17 protein-coding genes and 2 riboswitches are annotated in these 16,522 nt (G+C 63.2%); of the genes, 7 read left to right on the top strand and 10 right to left on the bottom strand.

What is annotated here, in order from left to right:
* Positions 1–183: 183 nt before the first annotated feature.
* Genes ACX3OZ_RS18340 through ACX3OZ_RS18325 form a run of 4 tightly spaced genes read left to right on the top strand, consistent with a single transcriptional unit; the run spans position 184 to position 3,846 of the window.
* Positions 184–825 carry a TetR/AcrR family transcriptional regulator gene (locus tag ACX3OZ_RS18340; RefSeq protein WP_459094473.1) on the top strand — a complete coding sequence of 214 codons (642 nt, stop codon included), beginning with the start codon at positions 184–186 and terminating at the stop codon, positions 823–825.
* Positions 822–1,769, top strand: coding sequence for an HlyD family secretion protein (locus tag ACX3OZ_RS18335; RefSeq protein ID WP_459094472.1), 948 nt, complete (start codon positions 822–824; stop codon positions 1,767–1,769). Before ACX3OZ_RS18340 ends, ACX3OZ_RS18335 begins: the two co-directional genes overlap by 4 nt.
* The gene (locus ACX3OZ_RS18330; protein WP_459094471.1) at positions 1,766–2,713 is read left to right on the top strand and encodes an ABC transporter ATP-binding protein; all 948 of its coding nucleotides are present in this window, start codon (positions 1,766–1,768) and stop codon (positions 2,711–2,713) included. The genes ACX3OZ_RS18335 and ACX3OZ_RS18330 overlap by 4 nt, the downstream gene beginning before the upstream one ends.
* Positions 2,710–3,846, top strand: coding sequence for an ABC transporter permease (locus ACX3OZ_RS18325; RefSeq protein ID WP_459094470.1), 1,137 nt, complete (start codon positions 2,710–2,712; stop codon positions 3,844–3,846). The genes ACX3OZ_RS18330 and ACX3OZ_RS18325 overlap by 4 nt, the downstream gene beginning before the upstream one ends.
* Before the next feature lie 51 nt (positions 3,847–3,897).
* Here ACX3OZ_RS18325 and ACX3OZ_RS18320 read toward each other — a convergent pair whose 3' ends face one another.
* The 4 genes from ACX3OZ_RS18320 to ACX3OZ_RS18305 are packed head-to-tail and all read right to left on the bottom strand — an operon-like array spanning position 3,898 to position 8,423.
* Positions 3,898–4,971 carry an NAD/NADP octopine/nopaline dehydrogenase family protein gene (locus ACX3OZ_RS18320; protein ID WP_459094469.1) on the bottom strand — a complete coding sequence of 358 codons (1,074 nt, stop codon included), beginning with the start codon at positions 4,969–4,971 and terminating at the stop codon, positions 3,898–3,900.
* Between the two features lie 25 nt (positions 4,972–4,996).
* Complete coding sequence (locus tag ACX3OZ_RS18315) at positions 4,997–6,088, bottom strand: hypothetical protein (RefSeq protein ID WP_459094468.1); 1,092 nt, start codon at positions 6,086–6,088, stop codon at positions 4,997–4,999.
* A 28-nt stretch (positions 6,089–6,116) separates the two neighbouring features.
* Complete coding sequence (locus tag ACX3OZ_RS18310; RefSeq protein ID WP_459105137.1) at positions 6,117–7,253, bottom strand: M24 family metallopeptidase; 1,137 nt, start codon at positions 7,251–7,253, stop codon at positions 6,117–6,119.
* A 9-nt stretch (positions 7,254–7,262) separates the two neighbouring features.
* Positions 7,263–8,423 (bottom strand): mandelate racemase/muconate lactonizing enzyme family protein, encoded by a 1,161-nt coding sequence (locus ACX3OZ_RS18305; protein ID WP_459094466.1) that lies wholly within the window; start codon positions 8,421–8,423, stop codon positions 7,263–7,265.
* A gap of 162 nt (positions 8,424–8,585) precedes the next feature.
* Here ACX3OZ_RS18305 and ACX3OZ_RS18300 point away from each other — a divergent pair, with 162 nt between their 5' ends.
* The gene (locus tag ACX3OZ_RS18300; protein ID WP_459105136.1) at positions 8,586–9,308 is read left to right on the top strand and encodes an aspartate/glutamate racemase family protein; all 723 of its coding nucleotides are present in this window, start codon (positions 8,586–8,588) and stop codon (positions 9,306–9,308) included.
* A gap of 72 nt (positions 9,309–9,380) precedes the next feature.
* On the opposite strand, the gene ACX3OZ_RS18295 is transcribed toward ACX3OZ_RS18300, so the two are convergent.
* Positions 9,381–9,731 carry a RidA family protein gene (locus ACX3OZ_RS18295; RefSeq protein WP_459105135.1) on the bottom strand — a complete coding sequence of 117 codons (351 nt, stop codon included), beginning with the start codon at positions 9,729–9,731 and terminating at the stop codon, positions 9,381–9,383.
* Positions 9,732–9,919: 188 nt separating this feature from the next.
* On the opposite strand from ACX3OZ_RS18295, the gene ACX3OZ_RS18290 reads away from it, so the two are divergent.
* Positions 9,920–10,645, top strand: a complete 726-nt coding sequence (locus tag ACX3OZ_RS18290) for a GntR family transcriptional regulator (RefSeq protein WP_459105134.1) — start codon at positions 9,920–9,922, stop codon at positions 10,643–10,645.
* 3 nt (positions 10,646–10,648) lie between these two features.
* Here the strand turns inward: ACX3OZ_RS18290 and ACX3OZ_RS18285 are convergent, their stop codons facing one another.
* The 4 genes from ACX3OZ_RS18285 to ACX3OZ_RS18270 all read right to left on the bottom strand — a co-directional run bounded on the left by ACX3OZ_RS18285 (position 10,649) and on the right by ACX3OZ_RS18270 (position 14,169).
* Entirely contained in the window at positions 10,649–11,431 is a 783-nt protein-coding gene (locus tag ACX3OZ_RS18285) for an SDR family NAD(P)-dependent oxidoreductase (protein ID WP_459105133.1), read from the bottom strand.
* Between the two features lie 67 nt (positions 11,432–11,498).
* Positions 11,499–12,482 (bottom strand): ABC transporter substrate-binding protein, encoded by a 984-nt coding sequence (locus ACX3OZ_RS18280; RefSeq protein ID WP_459094461.1) that lies wholly within the window; start codon positions 12,480–12,482, stop codon positions 11,499–11,501.
* A 100-nt stretch (positions 12,483–12,582) separates the two neighbouring features.
* The gene (locus ACX3OZ_RS18275; RefSeq protein ID WP_459094460.1) at positions 12,583–13,356 is read right to left on the bottom strand and encodes an ABC transporter permease; all 774 of its coding nucleotides are present in this window, start codon (positions 13,354–13,356) and stop codon (positions 12,583–12,585) included.
* A 9-nt stretch (positions 13,357–13,365) separates the two neighbouring features.
* Positions 13,366–14,169, bottom strand: coding sequence for an ABC transporter ATP-binding protein (locus tag ACX3OZ_RS18270; protein WP_459094459.1), 804 nt, complete (start codon positions 14,167–14,169; stop codon positions 13,366–13,368).
* A 277-nt stretch (positions 14,170–14,446) separates the two neighbouring features.
* A riboswitch (glycine riboswitch) is annotated at positions 14,447–14,541 on the top strand.
* A 3-nt stretch (positions 14,542–14,544) separates the two neighbouring features.
* Positions 14,545–14,623, top strand: a riboswitch (glycine riboswitch).
* Between the two features lie 55 nt (positions 14,624–14,678).
* Here ACX3OZ_RS18270 and ACX3OZ_RS18265 point away from each other — a divergent pair.
* The gene (locus ACX3OZ_RS18265) at positions 14,679–15,923 is read left to right on the top strand and encodes a D-amino acid dehydrogenase (RefSeq protein WP_459105132.1); all 1,245 of its coding nucleotides are present in this window, start codon (positions 14,679–14,681) and stop codon (positions 15,921–15,923) included.
* A 174-nt stretch (positions 15,924–16,097) separates the two neighbouring features.
* On the opposite strand, the gene ACX3OZ_RS18260 is transcribed toward ACX3OZ_RS18265, so the two are convergent.
* Positions 16,098–16,418, bottom strand: coding sequence for a tripartite tricarboxylate transporter permease (locus tag ACX3OZ_RS18260; protein ID WP_459105131.1), 321 nt, complete (start codon positions 16,416–16,418; stop codon positions 16,098–16,100).
* Positions 16,419–16,522 lie beyond the last annotated feature (104 nt).

Here is a 16,522-nt window from a genome sequence, read left to right as displayed (position 1 = left end):
CTCCATCGTCACTCAGGGAAAGGGGCGGGATGAGGCCTCAGCAGGAACCGATAGGCTGAACCCCTCATCCGGCCCTGCGGGCCACCTTCTCCCCTCAGGGGAGAAGGGAAGAGAGGCCGCGTAGCGACGCCTATCTTGTTACTGACCGACCAGTCAGTTAGTATAAGGTGGCGAGGTGAAGCCATGAGCGAGAAGCCGCCGAAATTCAGGCGCCGGGCGGAAGCACGGCCGGATGAGGTGCTGGATGCGGCGCTGGCGCTGTTTCTGGAGCAGGGCTTTGCCGCCACCAAGGTCGAGGATGTGGCGCGGCGCGCCGGGCTCTCCAAGGGCTCGGTCTATCTGTACTTCCCCTCCAAGGACGCGCTGCTGGAAGCGATTGTGCAGCGGGCGTTGGCGCCACTGGCGGACGATGCGCTGGCGCAACTGGCCCATGTCGAGGGCGATCCGCGCGGGGTGCTGAGCCTGGTGATCGGCGGGCTGATCACGGCGATGCGCGACCCGCAGCGCATCGCCATTCCCAAGCTGATCCTGCGCGAGGCCAGCCAATTTCCGCAAATCGCCGAGATGTATAAGCGGCAGGTGCTTGACCGCGCCCTTCCCGCCGTCACCGCGCTGCTGCAGCGCGGCATGGATCAGGGCTATCTGCGGGCGCTGGATGCGGAACTAACGGTGCGGTCCATCGTTGGGCCGATCCTGGTGCATCTGTTGCTGGCCGAAGTGTTCGCCATCATGCCCAAGGATGGCCTGGCGCTGGAGCGGTTCATGCAGAACCATCTGTCGATCCTGTTCGATGGGCTGAGCGTGCGGGCGGAGGCAGGGCAATGAGTGACTGGCTCGCCGGGATTTTTGCCGTGATCATGGGGGTGCTGTCCTTCGGCCAGAGCGCGCCCGACGGCTTCACCGGCTATCTGGAGGCCGACTATATTTATGCCGCGCCGGCCATGGGTGGCCGGCTGGAGACGATCGCCGTCAGCGAGGGCGACACCATCGCGGCGGCGGCGACCTTGTTCGTGCTGCAGAGCGCCCAGCAGGAGGCCGTGGTGCGGGCGGCCGAAGCGCGCGTAGCAGCGGCACGGGCGACGCTGGACAATCTGGTGACCGGCAGCCGCAGCCAGGAAATCGACGTGATCCGCGCCAATCTGGCCAAGGCCGAGGCCGATCTGACCTTGGCGCAATCGACCCTGGCCCGCAGCCAGAAGCTGTTCGATGCCGGGTCGGCGACCGAGGCGCGGCTGGAGCAGGACCGCGCGGCCTTGACCAGCGCCCAGGCGCAAGTGAGCCAACTCAACGCGCAGGTTGCGGTGGCCGAGCTGCCGGCGCGCAATGCCCAGCAAGTGGCGGCGGAAGCCAACCTCAATGCCGCCGTCGCCGATGCGGAGCGGGCCCAGCTCGATCTCGATGATCGCATGGTGACGGCCCCGGTCGCGGGGGTGGTCGACAAGGTGTTTTTCAGCACCGGGGAAATGGTGGCGGCGGGCGCGCCGGTGCTGTCGATCCGGCCTGATGGCGCGATCAAGGCGCGGTTTTATGTTGGCGAGGCAGAGCGAGCCGGGCTGGCTGTGGGGCAACGCGTCAGCGTCAGTTGCGATAGCTGTGCGGCCGGGGTGACGGGGCGGATCAGTTCCATCGGCGCCGAACCGCAGACCACGCCGCCGGTGATCTATTCGCGCGATGAGCGGGGGCGGCTGGTGTTCGTGGCCGAGGCGGTGCTCGATGACGCCGGTACGCTGATGCCGGGACAACCGGTGACGGTCAAGGCGCTGCCATGAGCGCGGAGCCGGTCATCGCCGTGACCGGGCTGACCAAGATCTTTGGCGAGCGCATGGTGGTGGACCATTTCGACATCACCGTGCCCAAGGGCGCCATCTATGGCTTTTTGGGGCCGAACGGCTCGGGCAAGACCACGACGATCCGCATGCTGTGCGGCTTGCTGATTCCGGATGCAGGCCAGGGCAAATGCCTCGGCTTTGACGTGCTGACCCAGGCCGGGCGGATCAAGGAACAGGTCGGCTATATGACGCAGAAATTCTCGCTCTACGAGGATCTCTCGATTGCCGAAAATCTCGATTTCGTGGCGCGGATGTATGGCGTGCCCGACCGCAAGGCGCGGGTCAAACGGGCGCTGGACGAGCTGGGGCTGGCCAATCGGGCCAAGCAACTGGCCGGCACGCTGTCGGGCGGCTGGAAGCAGCGGCTGGCGCTGGCGGCCTGCCTGATCCACGATCCCAAACTGCTGCTGCTCGATGAGCCGACAGCCGGTGTCGACCCCAAGGCGCGGCGCGATTTCTGGGATGAAATCCGCCGGCTGAGCAAGGCGGGCGTCACCGTGCTGGTGTCCACCCACTATATGGACGAGGCGGTGCAGTGCGATTTCATCGCCTATATCGCCTATGGCAAGAAGCTGATCGACGGACCGGCGGCCAAAATCCCCGAAATGGTGGGGCTGACCACCTGGCGCGTCGCCGGCCCGCATCTGGGGGCGCTGGAGGAGCGGCTGAAAACCCTGCCCGGCGTGTTGCAGGTGGCCCGCTTTGGCGCGGTGCTGCATGTGTCGGGCACCGATGCGGCGGCGCTGGACGCCAGCGTCGGCGAATTGGAGACCGAGGGGACGCATCAGTGGAGCCGGCAACCGGCCGGGCTGGAAGAGGCCTTCATCTATCTGATGACCGGCGCGCAGGACAATTTCGCCACCGATAGTCCGGTGCCGACATGAACCGGTTCTTCTCCTGGTCGCGGTTTATGGCGGTGCTGCTCAAGGAATTCATCCAGATGCGGCGCGACCGCGTCACCTTCGCGATGATGATCGGGTTGCCGATCATCCAGCTGCTGCTGTTCGGCTTTGCCATCAATGCCGATCCGCGCCATCTGCCGACTTTGGTGGAAATGGGCGATGACGGACCGCTGGTGCGGGCGATTTTGAGCGGCATGGAGGTGTCGGAATATTTCGATTTCCGCGGCACGATCGAGGGCGTCGGGGCCGGTGAAGCGGCGCTGCGGCGGGGTGACGCCAATTTCGTGGTGGTGATCCCCAGGGACTTCGAGCGCGACGTGATCCGGGGGCTGCAACCGAGCATCCTGATTGCCGCCGATGCGTCGGACCCCTCGGCAGTGGGCGGGGCGATGGGGTCGATGAACGACATCATTGCCGGCGCGGTGGCGCAGGTGCTGACCGGCCCGCTGGCCGGACCGGCGGCGGCCCCGGCCCCATTCTCGGTGATCGTGCATCGCGCATATAATCCCGAGGGCAAGACCTCGACCAATATCGTGCCGGGATTGCTGGCGATCATCCTGTCGATGACCATGGTGATGATCACCGCCGTGGCCATCGTCAAGGAACGCGAGCACGGCACCATGGAAATGCTGATCGCCACGCCGGTGCGGCCAGTGGAGGTGATGCTGGGCAAAATCCTGCCCTATGTGCTGGTCGGCTATGTGCAGACGGCGGTGTTCGTGATCTCGGCCGGCATTCTGTTTCACGTGCCGTTCGAGGGGTCCGTGCTGGCGTTTTTCATCGGCTTCAACCTGTTCATCCTCGACAATCTGGCGCTGGGGTTCCTGATTTCCACCGCGGCGCGCAATCAGATGCAGGCGATGCAGCTGTCCTTCTTCACCATCCTGCCCTCGGTGCTGCTGTCCGGCTTCATGTTCCCCTTTGCCGGCATGCCGGGCTGGGCGCAGTGGCTCGGCACCATTGTGCCGGCCACCCATTTCATCGAACTGGTGCGCAAGGTGATGCTGAAAGGCGCGCAGGTCGGCGATGTTGGCACCCAATTCTGGGCACTGGGCATCATCCTGGTGCTGATCTCGATCATCGCCATGCTGCGCTACCGGCAAACGCTGGATTAGAGTTCAGCGCCCTTGGCCGGGAGGCTTAGCGGACGACGCCCGGCCCAAACACTAGCTTCCGGAGCGCTGGCGGAGTTGGGTCATGTCGGCCCCGGTGAGGCCCATTGCAGCAAGGTCGCGGCGGGGCTGATTGGGGCTGGTGGCGGTAGCGATCAGGCCCAGATGCGTCAGGGCAGACGCGACCGGGACGGGCACCTGGGCGATCTGGGCGTAGGCCAGGAAGGGCACCAGACCGAACAGGAAGTCTTCGGCGTAATAGCGATGGGCCAGGGAATCGGGCGCCTTGATCCTGCGGTTGGCCTCCCCGCTCGCAATGGCGCGATAATCGTCGCTACGGGCATCCGATGGCACCGTGCCGATAGCCTTCATTTCATCGACCACGGTGGGCAGTTGATGGCCGAACGCCAGTCCGACCGCCAGACGTTCGGCGTCAAGGGCGGCCATGATCTCAACCACGCCGGGCGTCAAACCCTCGACATAAAAGGTGAAATCGCCCTGGGTCGCCTCGACCCAGGCTGCGCCCAGAATGGCCCCTGGCGGATGCACGACCATGTTCACATTGGACAGATCGCAGGCAATCACGTCGCCGGTGTCGTAGGCGCCGGGGAAGAGACTGCACGCCAAAGCCAGCGCCGCTTCGCCGCCGGGCAAGGCCGCGGTGCGCAGGGCCTTGGCCCGCCCACTGATGTTGACGATATCGGAGGCCGACTTGCGGGCCACATAGGCCAGCGTCGAAAATTGCACGATGGGGGGCGCGGCAGCGAGGGCGAGATAGGCGGTTTCGAACTCGAAGGCACCCCCGGTGTGGCCGGGATTGAGAATGACCGGCCGCTCGGAGCCCCATCCGGCCCGTTGCAAGGCGCGGGCTACGGCGGCATGGGCCGATGTTGGCAACGCCACGATGGCCGCCTCGGCTTCGGCGATGGCGACAGCCAGATCCGTGGTGATCCGGGCCACCTGCAATCGCCCGGAGCCAAATACCCCCTCATAGCCCAGCCCATTGGCCTGCAATGGAGCAATCGTGTCGGCCGACCGGCCATAAAGTGTCACATCATGGTCGGCCAGGGTGAGTTCCACCGCCGTTGCCATACCGCCATTGCCGGCACCAATTACCACCAGACGCATGTTCGTTCTCCTTACCCGCTTGCCTTCAACCGCCCAGACGTTCGCGCAGCACGCCCAACTCCGCAGCGGCGGCTTCGACATCCTCGACGGCAAAGCCCGCCGCCAGATCGGCGCTGTGTCGGGCCAGTGCCTCCTGCGCGCGGGCCGAATAGACCACGCGGCCATTGCGGACTGTGACCCCGTCCTTTTCTTCGAACTGCCGGTTCCAGGCGATGGCGTCGGCCTCGCTGACGCCCTTGGGCAGATCGAGGGTCACGCCGTCACGATCGGCCATCACCGGATAGCCGCCGGGCCGTCCGCCCGGGCCGGGGACATGGACGCGGCGGGCGCCTTCGCCGGCCAGCGCCAGCAACACCGGCACCGCGCTGGCGCCGGAGACCAGATTGAGATCGCGATGCGGCAGCTGGATATCGCGGGTCATCGCGTCGACATCCATCAGCTCGGTATCCCCCACCCAGGCGCGCACCGGCGCGCCCTCCCGTTCGGTGCCGGGTTTGCGCCATTCAACGATGTGGCGGTGATGTCCCAGAACGCGCAGATCATTGCGCTGTCCAAGCGGCAGCCGGCTGCCGATAACCGACGAGAAAATGCCGATATTGCCGACACCCGTCGTCAGGGGTACCCCGGCGCTGGCCAGCACCTGGTTGACGCCATCGGGGTAGCAGGTATTGACGAAATGAGCGTCGAGGCCAGCCGCGCGAACGGCGTTGGCGGTCCGCCAAGCCAGCAGGGCATGAAAGGCGATGGTGCTGCCGAAACCGGCCTGGGCCACCAGGTCGGACCAAAGGCTTTCCCCATTGTCCACTCGCCACGGCGATTGCGCCGAAGCCGATTGCACCACGATCCCCGGCCGCAACCGCTGCAACGGCTCGACCAGGGTTTCGCTCGAGCTCGAATCAAGAATGGTGCTGCTGAAGCTGGCCTGGGTGCGATAATTCATGGCGCGGGCGTTGCAGGCGTCGACGAGCCATTTCAGCCGCTGGGGATTGCGGCCGCCGATGACCACGTGGAGGGGTCCTCGGGCCGCCACGGCCAGATCGCCAAGGATTATTTCCGTGAAATAGCCGGTGCCGGAAAACAGGATATCGCACTGCGATGGGCTGGGCGAACTGGTCATCGTGAACTCCTCCTCGCGCTGGGCGCATTTAGTCGATGCGGATCAATTGATCGCTGTTGGTGTAGTCGGACAGCAGCACTGCGCCATCGGCGGCGACATGCAGGACGTCCTTGTTTTGCACCCCGAAGCCATAGCCGGTGCGGTAGCAAAGCGGCTCGAAGCCGAGCACCATGTTTTCCTCGACTAGGGCGTCGCCTCCCGGCTGGCCGAGAATGGGCGTGGCGCCGAGATAGGGATCTTCGTGCAGATGCAGGCCGATGCCATGGCCGACAAAGGAAATCGGCGCCAGATTCTTGCTGGCGAGACGGGCGATGAAGTCGTTGTAGATTGCGAGGCAACTGGCGCCCGGCTTGGTCTGTTCGAGAATGCGATATTTGCAATCCACCATCAGCTGCCAGATCTCTTCCGCCATTGGCGGCGGTTCCTGCACATAGGCGGTCCGGCACACGCCGGCCTGATAGCCATCCAGAACCGAGAAAATTTCCACGCGGCAGATATCGCCGCGCTCCAGAATGCGCGTCGAGGGGCCGACATTGGGCAATTGGCTGCGCTCGCCGGTCGCCACGATCAGGAGCTTGAAATTCTCCGCTCCCAACTCGTAGATCCGGCGGGTGAGGATGGCCGCGATGTCCATTTCACTGTCGCCGGCCCGGACGCCCGCCAGACTGTCGGAAATGGCCTGATCGGCAATGCGCGCCAGGCGGTGGATGAGCTGGACTTCCTCGGGCGTCTTGATCTGCCGGGCGCGGGACAATTCGCGCTCCACCCCGACAAACCGGGCCTTGGGCAGATAGCTCTGTAGCCGCTGGAAATCGCCGGCCGGCAGGTAATCGAGTTCAAGGCCGATTGCCGCCGACCCCAGGCCGATCTCTTCCAGAGTATCGGCGAGGATGCGCATGGCATCGTCGTGAAATTCGCGCCACACCGCCAGCGGCACACCGGGCGCGCGTCGCCCAATCGTGCTGGCCTCCATATCGACGCCGAACAGGCTGTTGCGACCATCGGCGGTCAGAATGGCCATGGCATGCCGATGCCGGATCATCGGCTGGGTCGGAACCACGAAGCCGGTCACATAGGCGAAGTTTTCCGGCGAACTGGTAATGACGGCGTCGAGCGAAAGCTGCGCCATGAACTTGGTGATTTTGTCGATAATGGGCTGACGCATGATAACTCGCTAGATTTGAACGCTGTACTGATCGACCTTGGCGGCATCGATCGAAATGCCCATGCCGGGCCCGGTGGGCACGCGGATACCGCCATCGGCGAACACCATCGGCTCACTCAACAGGTCGTCGGTGTAGTAGATGCCGCCGATCCGCCCATTCTGGGCTTCCGCCGGCATTGAGACGGGAATGACGTTGGACAGCACCGCTGCCGGGGCGGCGGCGGCCAGATGCACATTGGCCAAATTGCCGATGCCGGTTTCCACCGAACCGTTGACATTGCAGATGATGCCGGCGGCTTCGCACACCGCCGAGACCTGCATGGCCCGGTAAAGGCCGCCGGGCTTGGTGGTGTAGATCGAGACGATCTGGGCGGCGCGCTGATTGATGATCTGGCTGACGTCGTGGGCATTCCAGGCCGATTCATCGGCCATTACGGGCGGATCGATCCGCGCTGCGACCTGAGCGATGCGCTCGATGCCCATGACGGGCTGCTCGACATAGATCAGGTTGAACTGCTCCATGCGCCGAACAGTCTGGACCGCTTCGCCGGGGGTTTTATAGCCTTCGTTGGCGTCGACGCAGAGCGCGATATCGGGGCCGACTGCTGCACGGATGGCGCCCACGATGGCGACGTCGCGGTCCGGATTGATCCCGACTTTGATCTTGATGGTGCGAATGCCGTCGCGCACCACAGCCTTGACCTCAGTCACGGCCTCTTCGACATCGATCAGCCCGATGGAGTGCGTGACGGGCACGATCGGCCGCAACAACCCGCCCAGCAGGACATGCACCGGGACGCCAAGCGCCTTGCCGGTGAGGTCGTAATAGGCAAAGTCCACCGCCGCCTTGGCGTAGGGATAGCCCTTGATTGCCGCGTCCATGCGCCGGTGCAGTTCAGCCGGGTGACCGACCTCCAGGCCAGCCACCGCAGGCGCGAGATACTTGGCAATGACGAGGTCGACGATGGCCGTGCTCTCACCATAGTAGCGGCCAAATTCGCCGCCCCAGTCCTTGAGAGCGGGCGCCTCGCCCCAGCCCACCGAGCCGTCGCTGCCGGTTATTTTCACGAGCAAATACTGACCGATCGGCTCGGTCAGACCCGTCCATTTGTGGGTGCGCCTGGTTGGCAGGCGAACCAGACGGGTTTCGATCGATTGAATGGAAATCATAGATAGGCCTCACAATGTGATTACACACTGTGATCACGAAATGGAATTGTCAAGCCGACTTATGTGGCCATGCCGAGCATGGCGATGCGGTGCCTGGTGCGCTTGCCAAAACGCTCAACGCACATATAATCACATTATGTGATCACATAATTGGAAAGCCAGATGCGCATTCGTGATATCGTGCCGGTCCGCTCGCCCAAGGTCATTGCCGGCATGACCGCCCAGCGCCAGCAATGGGCCCGAGAGGGCGTCGAAATCGAGGTCGTTCCCATTGAGGAAGGGCCGTTCTCGATGGAATTCGCCACCGAGGAAGTGCTCGCCGGCCCGCATATTCTCAAGGCCGTTCGTCAGGCCGAGCGGGACGGCGTCGATGCGATCGTGCTCGACTGCATGGTCGATCCGGTGCTGCGGGCGGCGCGAGAAACAGCGCAGATTCCGGTGCTCGGGCCTGGCCTGTCCGGCCTGACAATTGCCAGCCTGCTTGGCGCACGCATCGCCGTCATTGGCATGAAAAACGGTCAGCAACTGCTGGAAGAGCACATTCGAGCCTATGGCTTCGAGCGCAAGGTGGTGTCGATGCATATTTTGGATGCGCCGCCGGCCGACCTGATCGAGAGCCAGCCTTATTGCCTGAGCATTATCGAGCGCGAGATCGACGATGCGATCAGCAAGCATCGCGCGGAGGTGATCCTGTTCGGCTGCACGGCCATGTCGGGCTATGTCGAGGCGCTCAGCGCGCGCTACCGCATCCCCATCGTCGAGCCGATGGCCTGCGCCATCAATCTGGCGGCAACGCTGGTCAATCTCAAATTGTCGCATAGCAAGCAATGCTACGAAACGCTGCCGCCCCGCGGCACGGCACCGGGCAGTATCCCCGTCGTCTGAGCCGACTAGGGGTCTGAGCCGGCTTGGGCCGAACCGCGCATCCTGCCGGTCCGGCCCAAGCCGCCACGACAGTTAGAGCGCGGCCACAGCCCGGATTTCGATCAGCAGTTCGGGGCTGGCGAGCGGCGCGCCGACGCAGGCCCGCACCGGTTCGGCGCCGGGCACAACCCAGGCGTCATAAACCTCGTTCATAGCGCCGAAGTCGCTCATGTCGGTTAGCCAGATCATCATTTGCAGCACGTTGCTGCGCGTCGTCCCGGCTTCCGCCAGCAGGGCATCCAACTGGTCAAGGACATTGCGTGTCTGACCGGCGATGTCGGACGGGCCGCCCCGCGCCGTAATGCCCTTGGTATAGACGGTGCCATTGTGGATCGCCGCATTGCTCATGCGGGCGGTGCCGGGCAGACGCTTGATTTCAGTCACGATCAGTCTCCTGGTTAAATTGCTGAATCCGGGCTGCTCACCGCTAGCTGCGCATGGACAAATCATGGGGTCCGGGACAGTGCGCAATGGACGGAGGTGCGCTAGTCTAAACACGACCGTCGGCGAGAATAACCTTGATCACATTGTGTCATCACATTACTAAGGGCGTCAAGCGAATGGGAAGCACTATGGAACATGATAAATCGCCCGAGGGGCTTGAGCCCTCAGGCCGCGGCAAAGTGCAGGATCGGGTTTTGGCCAGCCTGCAATATGGGCTGATGTCAGGGCTGTTCGTGCCCGGCCAGATCATGAGCCTGCGCAAGCTGGCGACCAGCCTCGGCACCAGCCCCATGCCGGTGCGCGAAAGCCTCAGCCGCCTGGTGGCGGCCAATGCCCTGGAAGAACTGCCCAATCGCTCGGTGCGGGTGCCCAAGCTCAGCGAACGCAATCTGCTCGAATTGTTCGAGCTGCGTCGCAAGGTCGAAGGCATGGCGGCGCGCATTGCCTGCGACTATGTCAATGACGAGTTCATGGCCGCACTGCACGCCCTCAATGCCGTCGGCCGTCGCGCCCACGAACAGGGCGAGATGACCGAAGTGCTGCGGGCGAACCAGCAGTTCCATTTCACCATCTATCGCCAAATTGGCTCCGATATCCTGCTGCCGCTGATTGAGGCGCTCTGGCTGCGCTGCGGCCCGACGATGTATTTTTCGCTGAATTCGCCTGGCCTGTGGAACACGGCTTCCCACGTCGATATTCTCGAAGCATTGCAGAATCGCGATGGCGCCAGCGCCGAGATCGCGATGGCGCGCGACGTCGACAAAACCGGCGACTATCTGATCGCGCAGGCCCGGGCGGGCTCAAACTCGGGGCCCTTCGCCGATTTCTCCAGCATGACCGCGCCGTTCGCCTAATAGCTATTCAGCGGTCCAGCCGCCATCGACCAGCAATGAGGTGCCGGTCACAAGGGCCGAGGCGTCGGAGGCCAGGAACAGGATTGCGCCGGTTACGTCCTCAACGCGCCCGATCCTGCCCAGTTTGATCTTCGCGCGAACCTGCGCCATGGCCGTCTCATCCAAGCCATAGGAGCGGGTCAGCGGCGTATCGATAAAGGTCGGCGCCACCGCGTTCACCCTGATCTGGTCCGGCCCCAGCTCCACTGCCAGCGCCTTGGTCAGCCCTTCAATGGCAAATTTGGAGGTTGCATAGAGGGAGCGGTTGGCGGCGCCAACATGGCCCAGCTGCGACGACATCTGAATAATGGAGCCCGGCTGCCCGGCGCGGCGCAGTCGGTCGGCGACCGCTTGCGCCACGAAATAGGCCGCCCGCACATTGACGGCAAACAGCGCGTCGAAGTCATCGACACTCACCTCGCCGAACGCCTTGATCCGGTTGGTCGCGGCATTGCTGAGCAGGATGTCGAATGGTCCGGCCGCAGCGACGCCGGCGCGCATGGCGGCAATATCGGTGATGTCGAGAGGCAGGATGTCTGCCTGGCAACCCGCCGCGACGATTGCGGCCTGCCGCAGCGTCAAATCTGCTGCCGAACGGCCGCATAGCGTCACGTGGGCGCCCGTCTTGGCCATGGCGGCAGCGGCGGCAAAGCCAATGCCCCGGCTGGCTCCGGTGATCAGGGCGCGGCGCCCGTCCAAGCGGAACGACGGCATCGGCGGCAGGGCAAGGCTGTCCAGCATGGTCATGGGGCGATCGTTATAGAAGAAAACGGCCGCCGGACGGCCGATGGGGACGCCCGGCGGCTCAATCAGCCTATTTCAGGAAGTCGTTGCTATAAACCGTCGACAGGTCGATGCTCTCGGTCACGACGCCCATGGCCAGCAGCTTGTCCTGCAGCCCTTCCCATTCCGCCTGGGTGGAATTGCCCAAGCCATTGGCTTCGACATTGGCTGACTGGGTCATGCGCAGCACTTCGGGCAGCTTGAGCTCGGCATAGAGTTTGTCGGTCTCGGGGTTGGCGGCAATGAACGCGGCCAGCGCCTCGTCCGGGTGCTCCAGGGAGTAGGCCCAGCCCTGCATGAAGGCCTGGGTGAAGCGGCGCACCAGATCGGGATTTTCGGCGATCAGCTCGGCATTGGTGAACAGCGAGGTGGAATACATATTGAGACCCAAATCCTCGAACAGGATCCAGTCCACCTCCTCGCCGGTCGCGCGCAGCTTGAGCGCATCATTGAAGTAGAAGCCAACGCCGGCATCGATGCGGTCGGCCGAGAGCAGGGCCACCACGGCGCCGTCAGCCGGCACTTCGGTGAAGCTGCTGGCATCAAGGCCGAGATCCTGCTTGATCTGCTGCCATTGCAGGCTGGTATTGCTCTTGAGCTGAACGCCAATCGTCTTGCCGGCCAGATCGGTCTTGATGTCCGAAATCTTCTGCCCGGCCTTGAAGATCAGGGCGGTGGCATTCTGCTGCAGCACCACCGAGGTGGCGACCAGCGGCAGAGCGCGCTGCGCCCCGAGCAAGACCTGATCGGCGGTGGCATAGCCAAAGTCAGCGTCGCGATTGCCCACCAGTTTCACCGTCACCGATGATCCCTCGCCTGGCAGCAATTCGAGGTCGATCCCGGCATCGGCAAAATAGCCTTTTTCCATCGCCAGGAAGATCGGGGCATGCTCGGCGCCATAGACCCAGTCGAGCCGCAGGCTGACCTTGTCCTGGCCATGGGCAGTGCTGGACAGCCCCAATGCGAGGGCCCCCAGCACCAACCCGCCCAAATAGCCTTTGCTCATCATTTTCATCGTCGTTTCTCCTCCATGAGACACAGTCTGCCCGGGCGCGCCCAGAGCATTGAGTTAGGCAAATCGAGCCGGCGGCCAGCAGCTGGCCGCCGGGCTTGGATTACATCGTGGCCTGCACGCCGCCATCCTGCTGGCCCTGCGGCAGCATCAGGCGCTCAAACAGCACGATCACCAGGAACATCAGGATGCCGAGCACGCTCATGCACATGATCGCGGCAAACATCAGCTCGGTATTGAGGGTGATGTTGGAGGCGTTGATCACATAGCCCAGGCCTTCGCCGGCGGCGACGAACTCACCCACCACCGCACCGACAATGGCCAGGGTGATCGAGATCTTGAGGGCCGCAAAAATATACGGCATGGCCCAGGGCAGGCTGATCTTGGTGAACTTCTCCCAGCCGCGCGCGCCCAGCGAGTCCATATATTGCAGCATTTCGCTATCGACCGAGGTCAGGCCCTTGGCGGTGTTGATCACGATGGGGAAGAACGCAATCAGCGCCGCAATGACGATCTTGGGGGTCAGCCCGAAGCCAAACCAGATCAGGAACAGCGGAGCGAAGGCGATCTTGGGCAAGATCTGCGCAGTGACCAGGAACGGATAGGTCAGGTCCCGGATGATCCGGGAATAGGCGATGCCCACGGCAATGACAAAGCCGGCGACGACCGCATATATAAAGCCCAACGAAATGGCGAGGAAGGTTGGCCAGGTGTTCTTGAGCAGAAGATCACGATTTTCCCAGGCGACCTGTGCGATGACGCTGGGCGCTGGCAGGATGACCGGGCGGATACTGAGCAGATGAACCAGGGCCTCCCAGGCGCCGAAAAACACGGCGAAAACCAGGAATTGGCCGGCAGTTACTGAAAAACGATACATCTTGAACTCCTATTCCGCGGCCACTGACTTGAGCGGGGCGCGCAGCAAGCTGCGAACATGGCTCGCCATGCTGACAAACTCGGGCAACTCCCGCATGGCCTCGGCCCGCGGACGCGGGAACGGCACCTCGATGCGCTCCACCACCCGGCCGGGGCGGGCGGACATCACGATGATCTGCTCCGACAACAGCACCGCCTCGGGAATGGAGTGCGTGATGAAGACCACGGTGGTTTCCGTCTGCGCCCAGAGCTGCAGCAGTTCTTCCTGCAGGGTCTCGCGGGTGATCTCGTCCAGCGCAGCGAACGGCTCGTCCATCAGCAGCACGCGCGGCTTGAACGCCAGGGCCCGGCAGATCGAAACGCGCTGCTGCATGCCGCCCGACAATTCGTGGGGGTAGCGGTTCTCAAAGCCCTTGAGCCCGGCAATTTCAAGCCAGCGGCGAGCTTCGTCTTCGCGCTCGGCGCGTTTCATCCCGCGTCGCGCCACTTCCATGGTCAGAACGACGTTCTCCAGCGCCGTCCGCCAGGGCAGCAGCAAAGCGCGCTGAAATACGTAGCCAACCTGGCCCTGGATTTTTTCCTTGTCGACGGGCTCGCCATCAAACAGAATCCGCCCCGAGGATGCCGGCAGCACCCCCGACAGGATTTTGAGCAAGGTCGACTTGCCGCAGCCGGATGGTCCCACCACGCTGAGGAATGACCCCGAAGCGATATCGAACGACACATCCTGCAACGCAGTCAGCGGCCCCGAGCTCGTGTTAAAAGTCAGCGAGAGATTTTCGATCGTTATTCTTGGCGCTTTTTCCATAGTCATCCGAGGTCCGCTTCCAAGAGAGCTGTGCCGTGCTGACGGAGCGGCGTGACCTCAAAGGCTAAAACGAGCACCGCAAACGGGCCGGGGGTCGCATCCATATAGTCCTCCTACAATGTGACGACACAATGTGATCACAAATTGACTTTGTCAACATGGTGCGACGGTCTTGGGCCAGCTTCTGTCGGCGAAGGTTGTGCTCGGTCCGGGCGGGCCGGCGAAAATTTCACCGCCACCGGATTGGCAATTGCATCGCGCCGTGCCAGTGTCGCCGCGCCTTATGGGCAGAGCAGGAGAGAGTGGTGGCCTTGGCCACTGCCGCCGACGGAGCAACCCCCCAGGAAACTCTCAGGCACCAAGTACTGCTCCAGCCTGGCGATCTGGAGAGCGGCGTTCGCGCCCACCGAAGGGGTAACCAGCCACGGCTGGGGGAAACTCTCAGGTACAAGAGACAGATGGGGACAAATCGGCCGGGAAACCGGCTCGTCGTTCCATTGTCTCTACGAGGTCCTATGCGTCAGATCGCCGTTATCGGTGCCGGTATCACCGGCACAACCACTGCCTATGCGCTTGCGCAACAAGGCTTTTCCGTCACCGTGTTTGATCGCCACCGCTATCCGGCGATGGAGACCTCATTTGCCAATGGCGGCCAGCTTTCAGCCAGCAATGCTGAAGTGTGGAACAGCTGGTCGACCATCCTGCATGGCATGCAATGGCTGCTGCGCCCCGATGCGCCGCTCTCGTTCAACCCCAAGCCGAGCTGGCACAAATATTCCTGGATGGCCGAATTCCTCGGCAATATCGGCAATTACCAGGCCAATACCGTGGCCACGACCAAATTGGCCATCACCGCACGGCAGCGCCTGCTCGCGGTCGCGGCCGCCGAAGATATTGCCTTTGACCTCGAAACCCGGGGCATCCTGCATATCTACCGTGACAAACCGGCTTTCGATCACGCCAGCGCCGTCAATGCCCTGCTCAACAAGGGTGGTCTCGAACGCCGGGCGGTGACACCCGCAGAAATCCGACAGATCGAGTCGGCGGTGACGGGCAGCTATCATGGCGGTTTCTTCACCCCCTCCGACGCTACCGGCGATATTCATAAATTCACCCGCGAACTGGCCGCTCGGTGCCAAAAGCTGGGCGTGCGGTTTGAGCAGGACGCCGACGTGCAGGGCCTGAACCATGGCAATGGCCGTCCCAGCGTCACCTTCATGCCCGAAGCGTCGAGCCAAAGCGGAACCATCACCACTGAAACCCGCAACTTCGACGGGATTGTACTGTGTGCCGGCATCGCCAGTCGGCGGCTCGCTGCCATGGTCGGGGACCGGGTCAATATCTATCCGGTGAAAGGCTATTCGATCACCGTCATGCTCGAAGATGCGGCAAGCCAGGCGGCGGCCCCATGGGTGAGCCTGTTGGACGATGCCGCCAAGATCGTCACCAGCCGGCTCGGCCCCGACCGCTTCCGGGTCGCCGGAACCGCCGAATTCAACGGCGAGAACCGCGATATTCGTCATGATCGCGTGCGCCCGCTGGTGGACTGGACGCGCCAGCTGTTTCCCGAGGTCAATACCGACCGGGTGGTGCCGTGGGCGGGTCTGCGGCCGATGATGCCGAACATGATGCCCAAGGTCGGGCGCGGCAAAAGCCCCGGCATCTTCTACAATACCGGCCATGGCCATCTCGGCTGGACCCTGTCCATGGCCACGGCCGATCTGGTGACCGGCGCGGTCAGCAGCCAGATCGCTGCCTGAGACCAAAGGGCTGGGCCGAAAGCTCAGCCCGACCTGTCTCGGATGCGGCGGCGCTGGATCAACGCCGCGGCCTCAACGCCAGATGCAGATGACGACAGCACGGCTTCACGCGCTGTCGTCGTTAAACAAGACCATGGCCATGAAATGCCCGGCCATCTCAGTCAGCGGCACCCGTCAAACAAGCATCGCTCGTCGAGCGGGCCGAGATGCACTCCAGGTGCTCCAGGCCAGCAGCGCCACCGTAGCCAGCATGAAGGACAGGCTGATTGGCCGCTCGATGAAGGTCATGAAATTGCCCCCCGAAATCAGCATGGCCCGGCGAAAATGCTCCTCCATCATCGGCCCCAGCACGAAGCCGAGCAACAGCGGCGCGGCGGGGAAGGCAATGACGCGCATGGCGTAACCGATCGCGCCGAACACCAGCACCATCATCACGTCAAAGACACTGTTGTTGATGGTGTAAACGCCGATGCAGATGTGAGAGCGGCGGTGCAAAATTAGTCCACGGTAGCGGCGGGATAGTCCCGCTTCGGGCGGCGTAAAAGTCGGCCACCTATCTTCCTTCTGCGACGCTTGCAGGAGGGTTGGGGATCTATACC

Source organism: Devosia sp. A369, assembly GCF_054489345.1.
The sequence above is the reverse complement of the archived record's forward strand: the minus strand, read 5'-3'. Positions and strand labels throughout refer to the sequence as shown.

Bases quoted from the DNA above. Each gene is read 5' to 3' on its own strand.
- ACX3OZ_RS18340 (WP_459094473.1), top strand. From the start codon at position 184: ATGAGCGAGAAGCCGCCGAAATTCAGGCGCCGGGCGGAAGCACGGCCG.
- ACX3OZ_RS18335 (WP_459094472.1), top strand. From the start codon at position 822: ATGAGTGACTGGCTCGCCGGGATTTTTGCCGTGATCATGGGGGTGCTG.
- ACX3OZ_RS18330 (WP_459094471.1), top strand. From the start codon at position 1,766: ATGAGCGCGGAGCCGGTCATCGCCGTGACCGGGCTGACCAAGATCTTT.
- ACX3OZ_RS18325 (WP_459094470.1), top strand. From the start codon at position 2,710: ATGAACCGGTTCTTCTCCTGGTCGCGGTTTATGGCGGTGCTGCTCAAG.
- ACX3OZ_RS18320 (WP_459094469.1), bottom strand. From the start codon at position 4,971: ATGCGTCTGGTGGTAATTGGTGCCGGCAATGGCGGTATGGCAACGGCG.
- ACX3OZ_RS18315 (WP_459094468.1), bottom strand. From the start codon at position 6,088: ATGACCAGTTCGCCCAGCCCATCGCAGTGCGATATCCTGTTTTCCGGC.
- ACX3OZ_RS18310 (WP_459105137.1), bottom strand. From the start codon at position 7,253: ATGCGTCAGCCCATTATCGACAAAATCACCAAGTTCATGGCGCAGCTT.
- ACX3OZ_RS18305 (WP_459094466.1), bottom strand. From the start codon at position 8,423: ATGATTTCCATTCAATCGATCGAAACCCGTCTGGTTCGCCTGCCAACC.
- ACX3OZ_RS18300 (WP_459105136.1), top strand. From the start codon at position 8,586: ATGCGCATTCGTGATATCGTGCCGGTCCGCTCGCCCAAGGTCATTGCC.
- ACX3OZ_RS18290 (WP_459105134.1), top strand. From the start codon at position 9,920: ATGGAACATGATAAATCGCCCGAGGGGCTTGAGCCCTCAGGCCGCGGC.
- ACX3OZ_RS18285 (WP_459105133.1), bottom strand. From the start codon at position 11,431: ATGACCATGCTGGACAGCCTTGCCCTGCCGCCGATGCCGTCGTTCCGC.
- ACX3OZ_RS18280 (WP_459094461.1), bottom strand. From the start codon at position 12,482: ATGAAAATGATGAGCAAAGGCTATTTGGGCGGGTTGGTGCTGGGGGCC.
- ACX3OZ_RS18275 (WP_459094460.1), bottom strand. From the start codon at position 13,356: ATGTATCGTTTTTCAGTAACTGCCGGCCAATTCCTGGTTTTCGCCGTG.
- ACX3OZ_RS18270 (WP_459094459.1), bottom strand. From the start codon at position 14,169: ATGACTATGGAAAAAGCGCCAAGAATAACGATCGAAAATCTCTCGCTG.
- ACX3OZ_RS18265 (WP_459105132.1), top strand. From the start codon at position 14,679: ATGCGTCAGATCGCCGTTATCGGTGCCGGTATCACCGGCACAACCACT.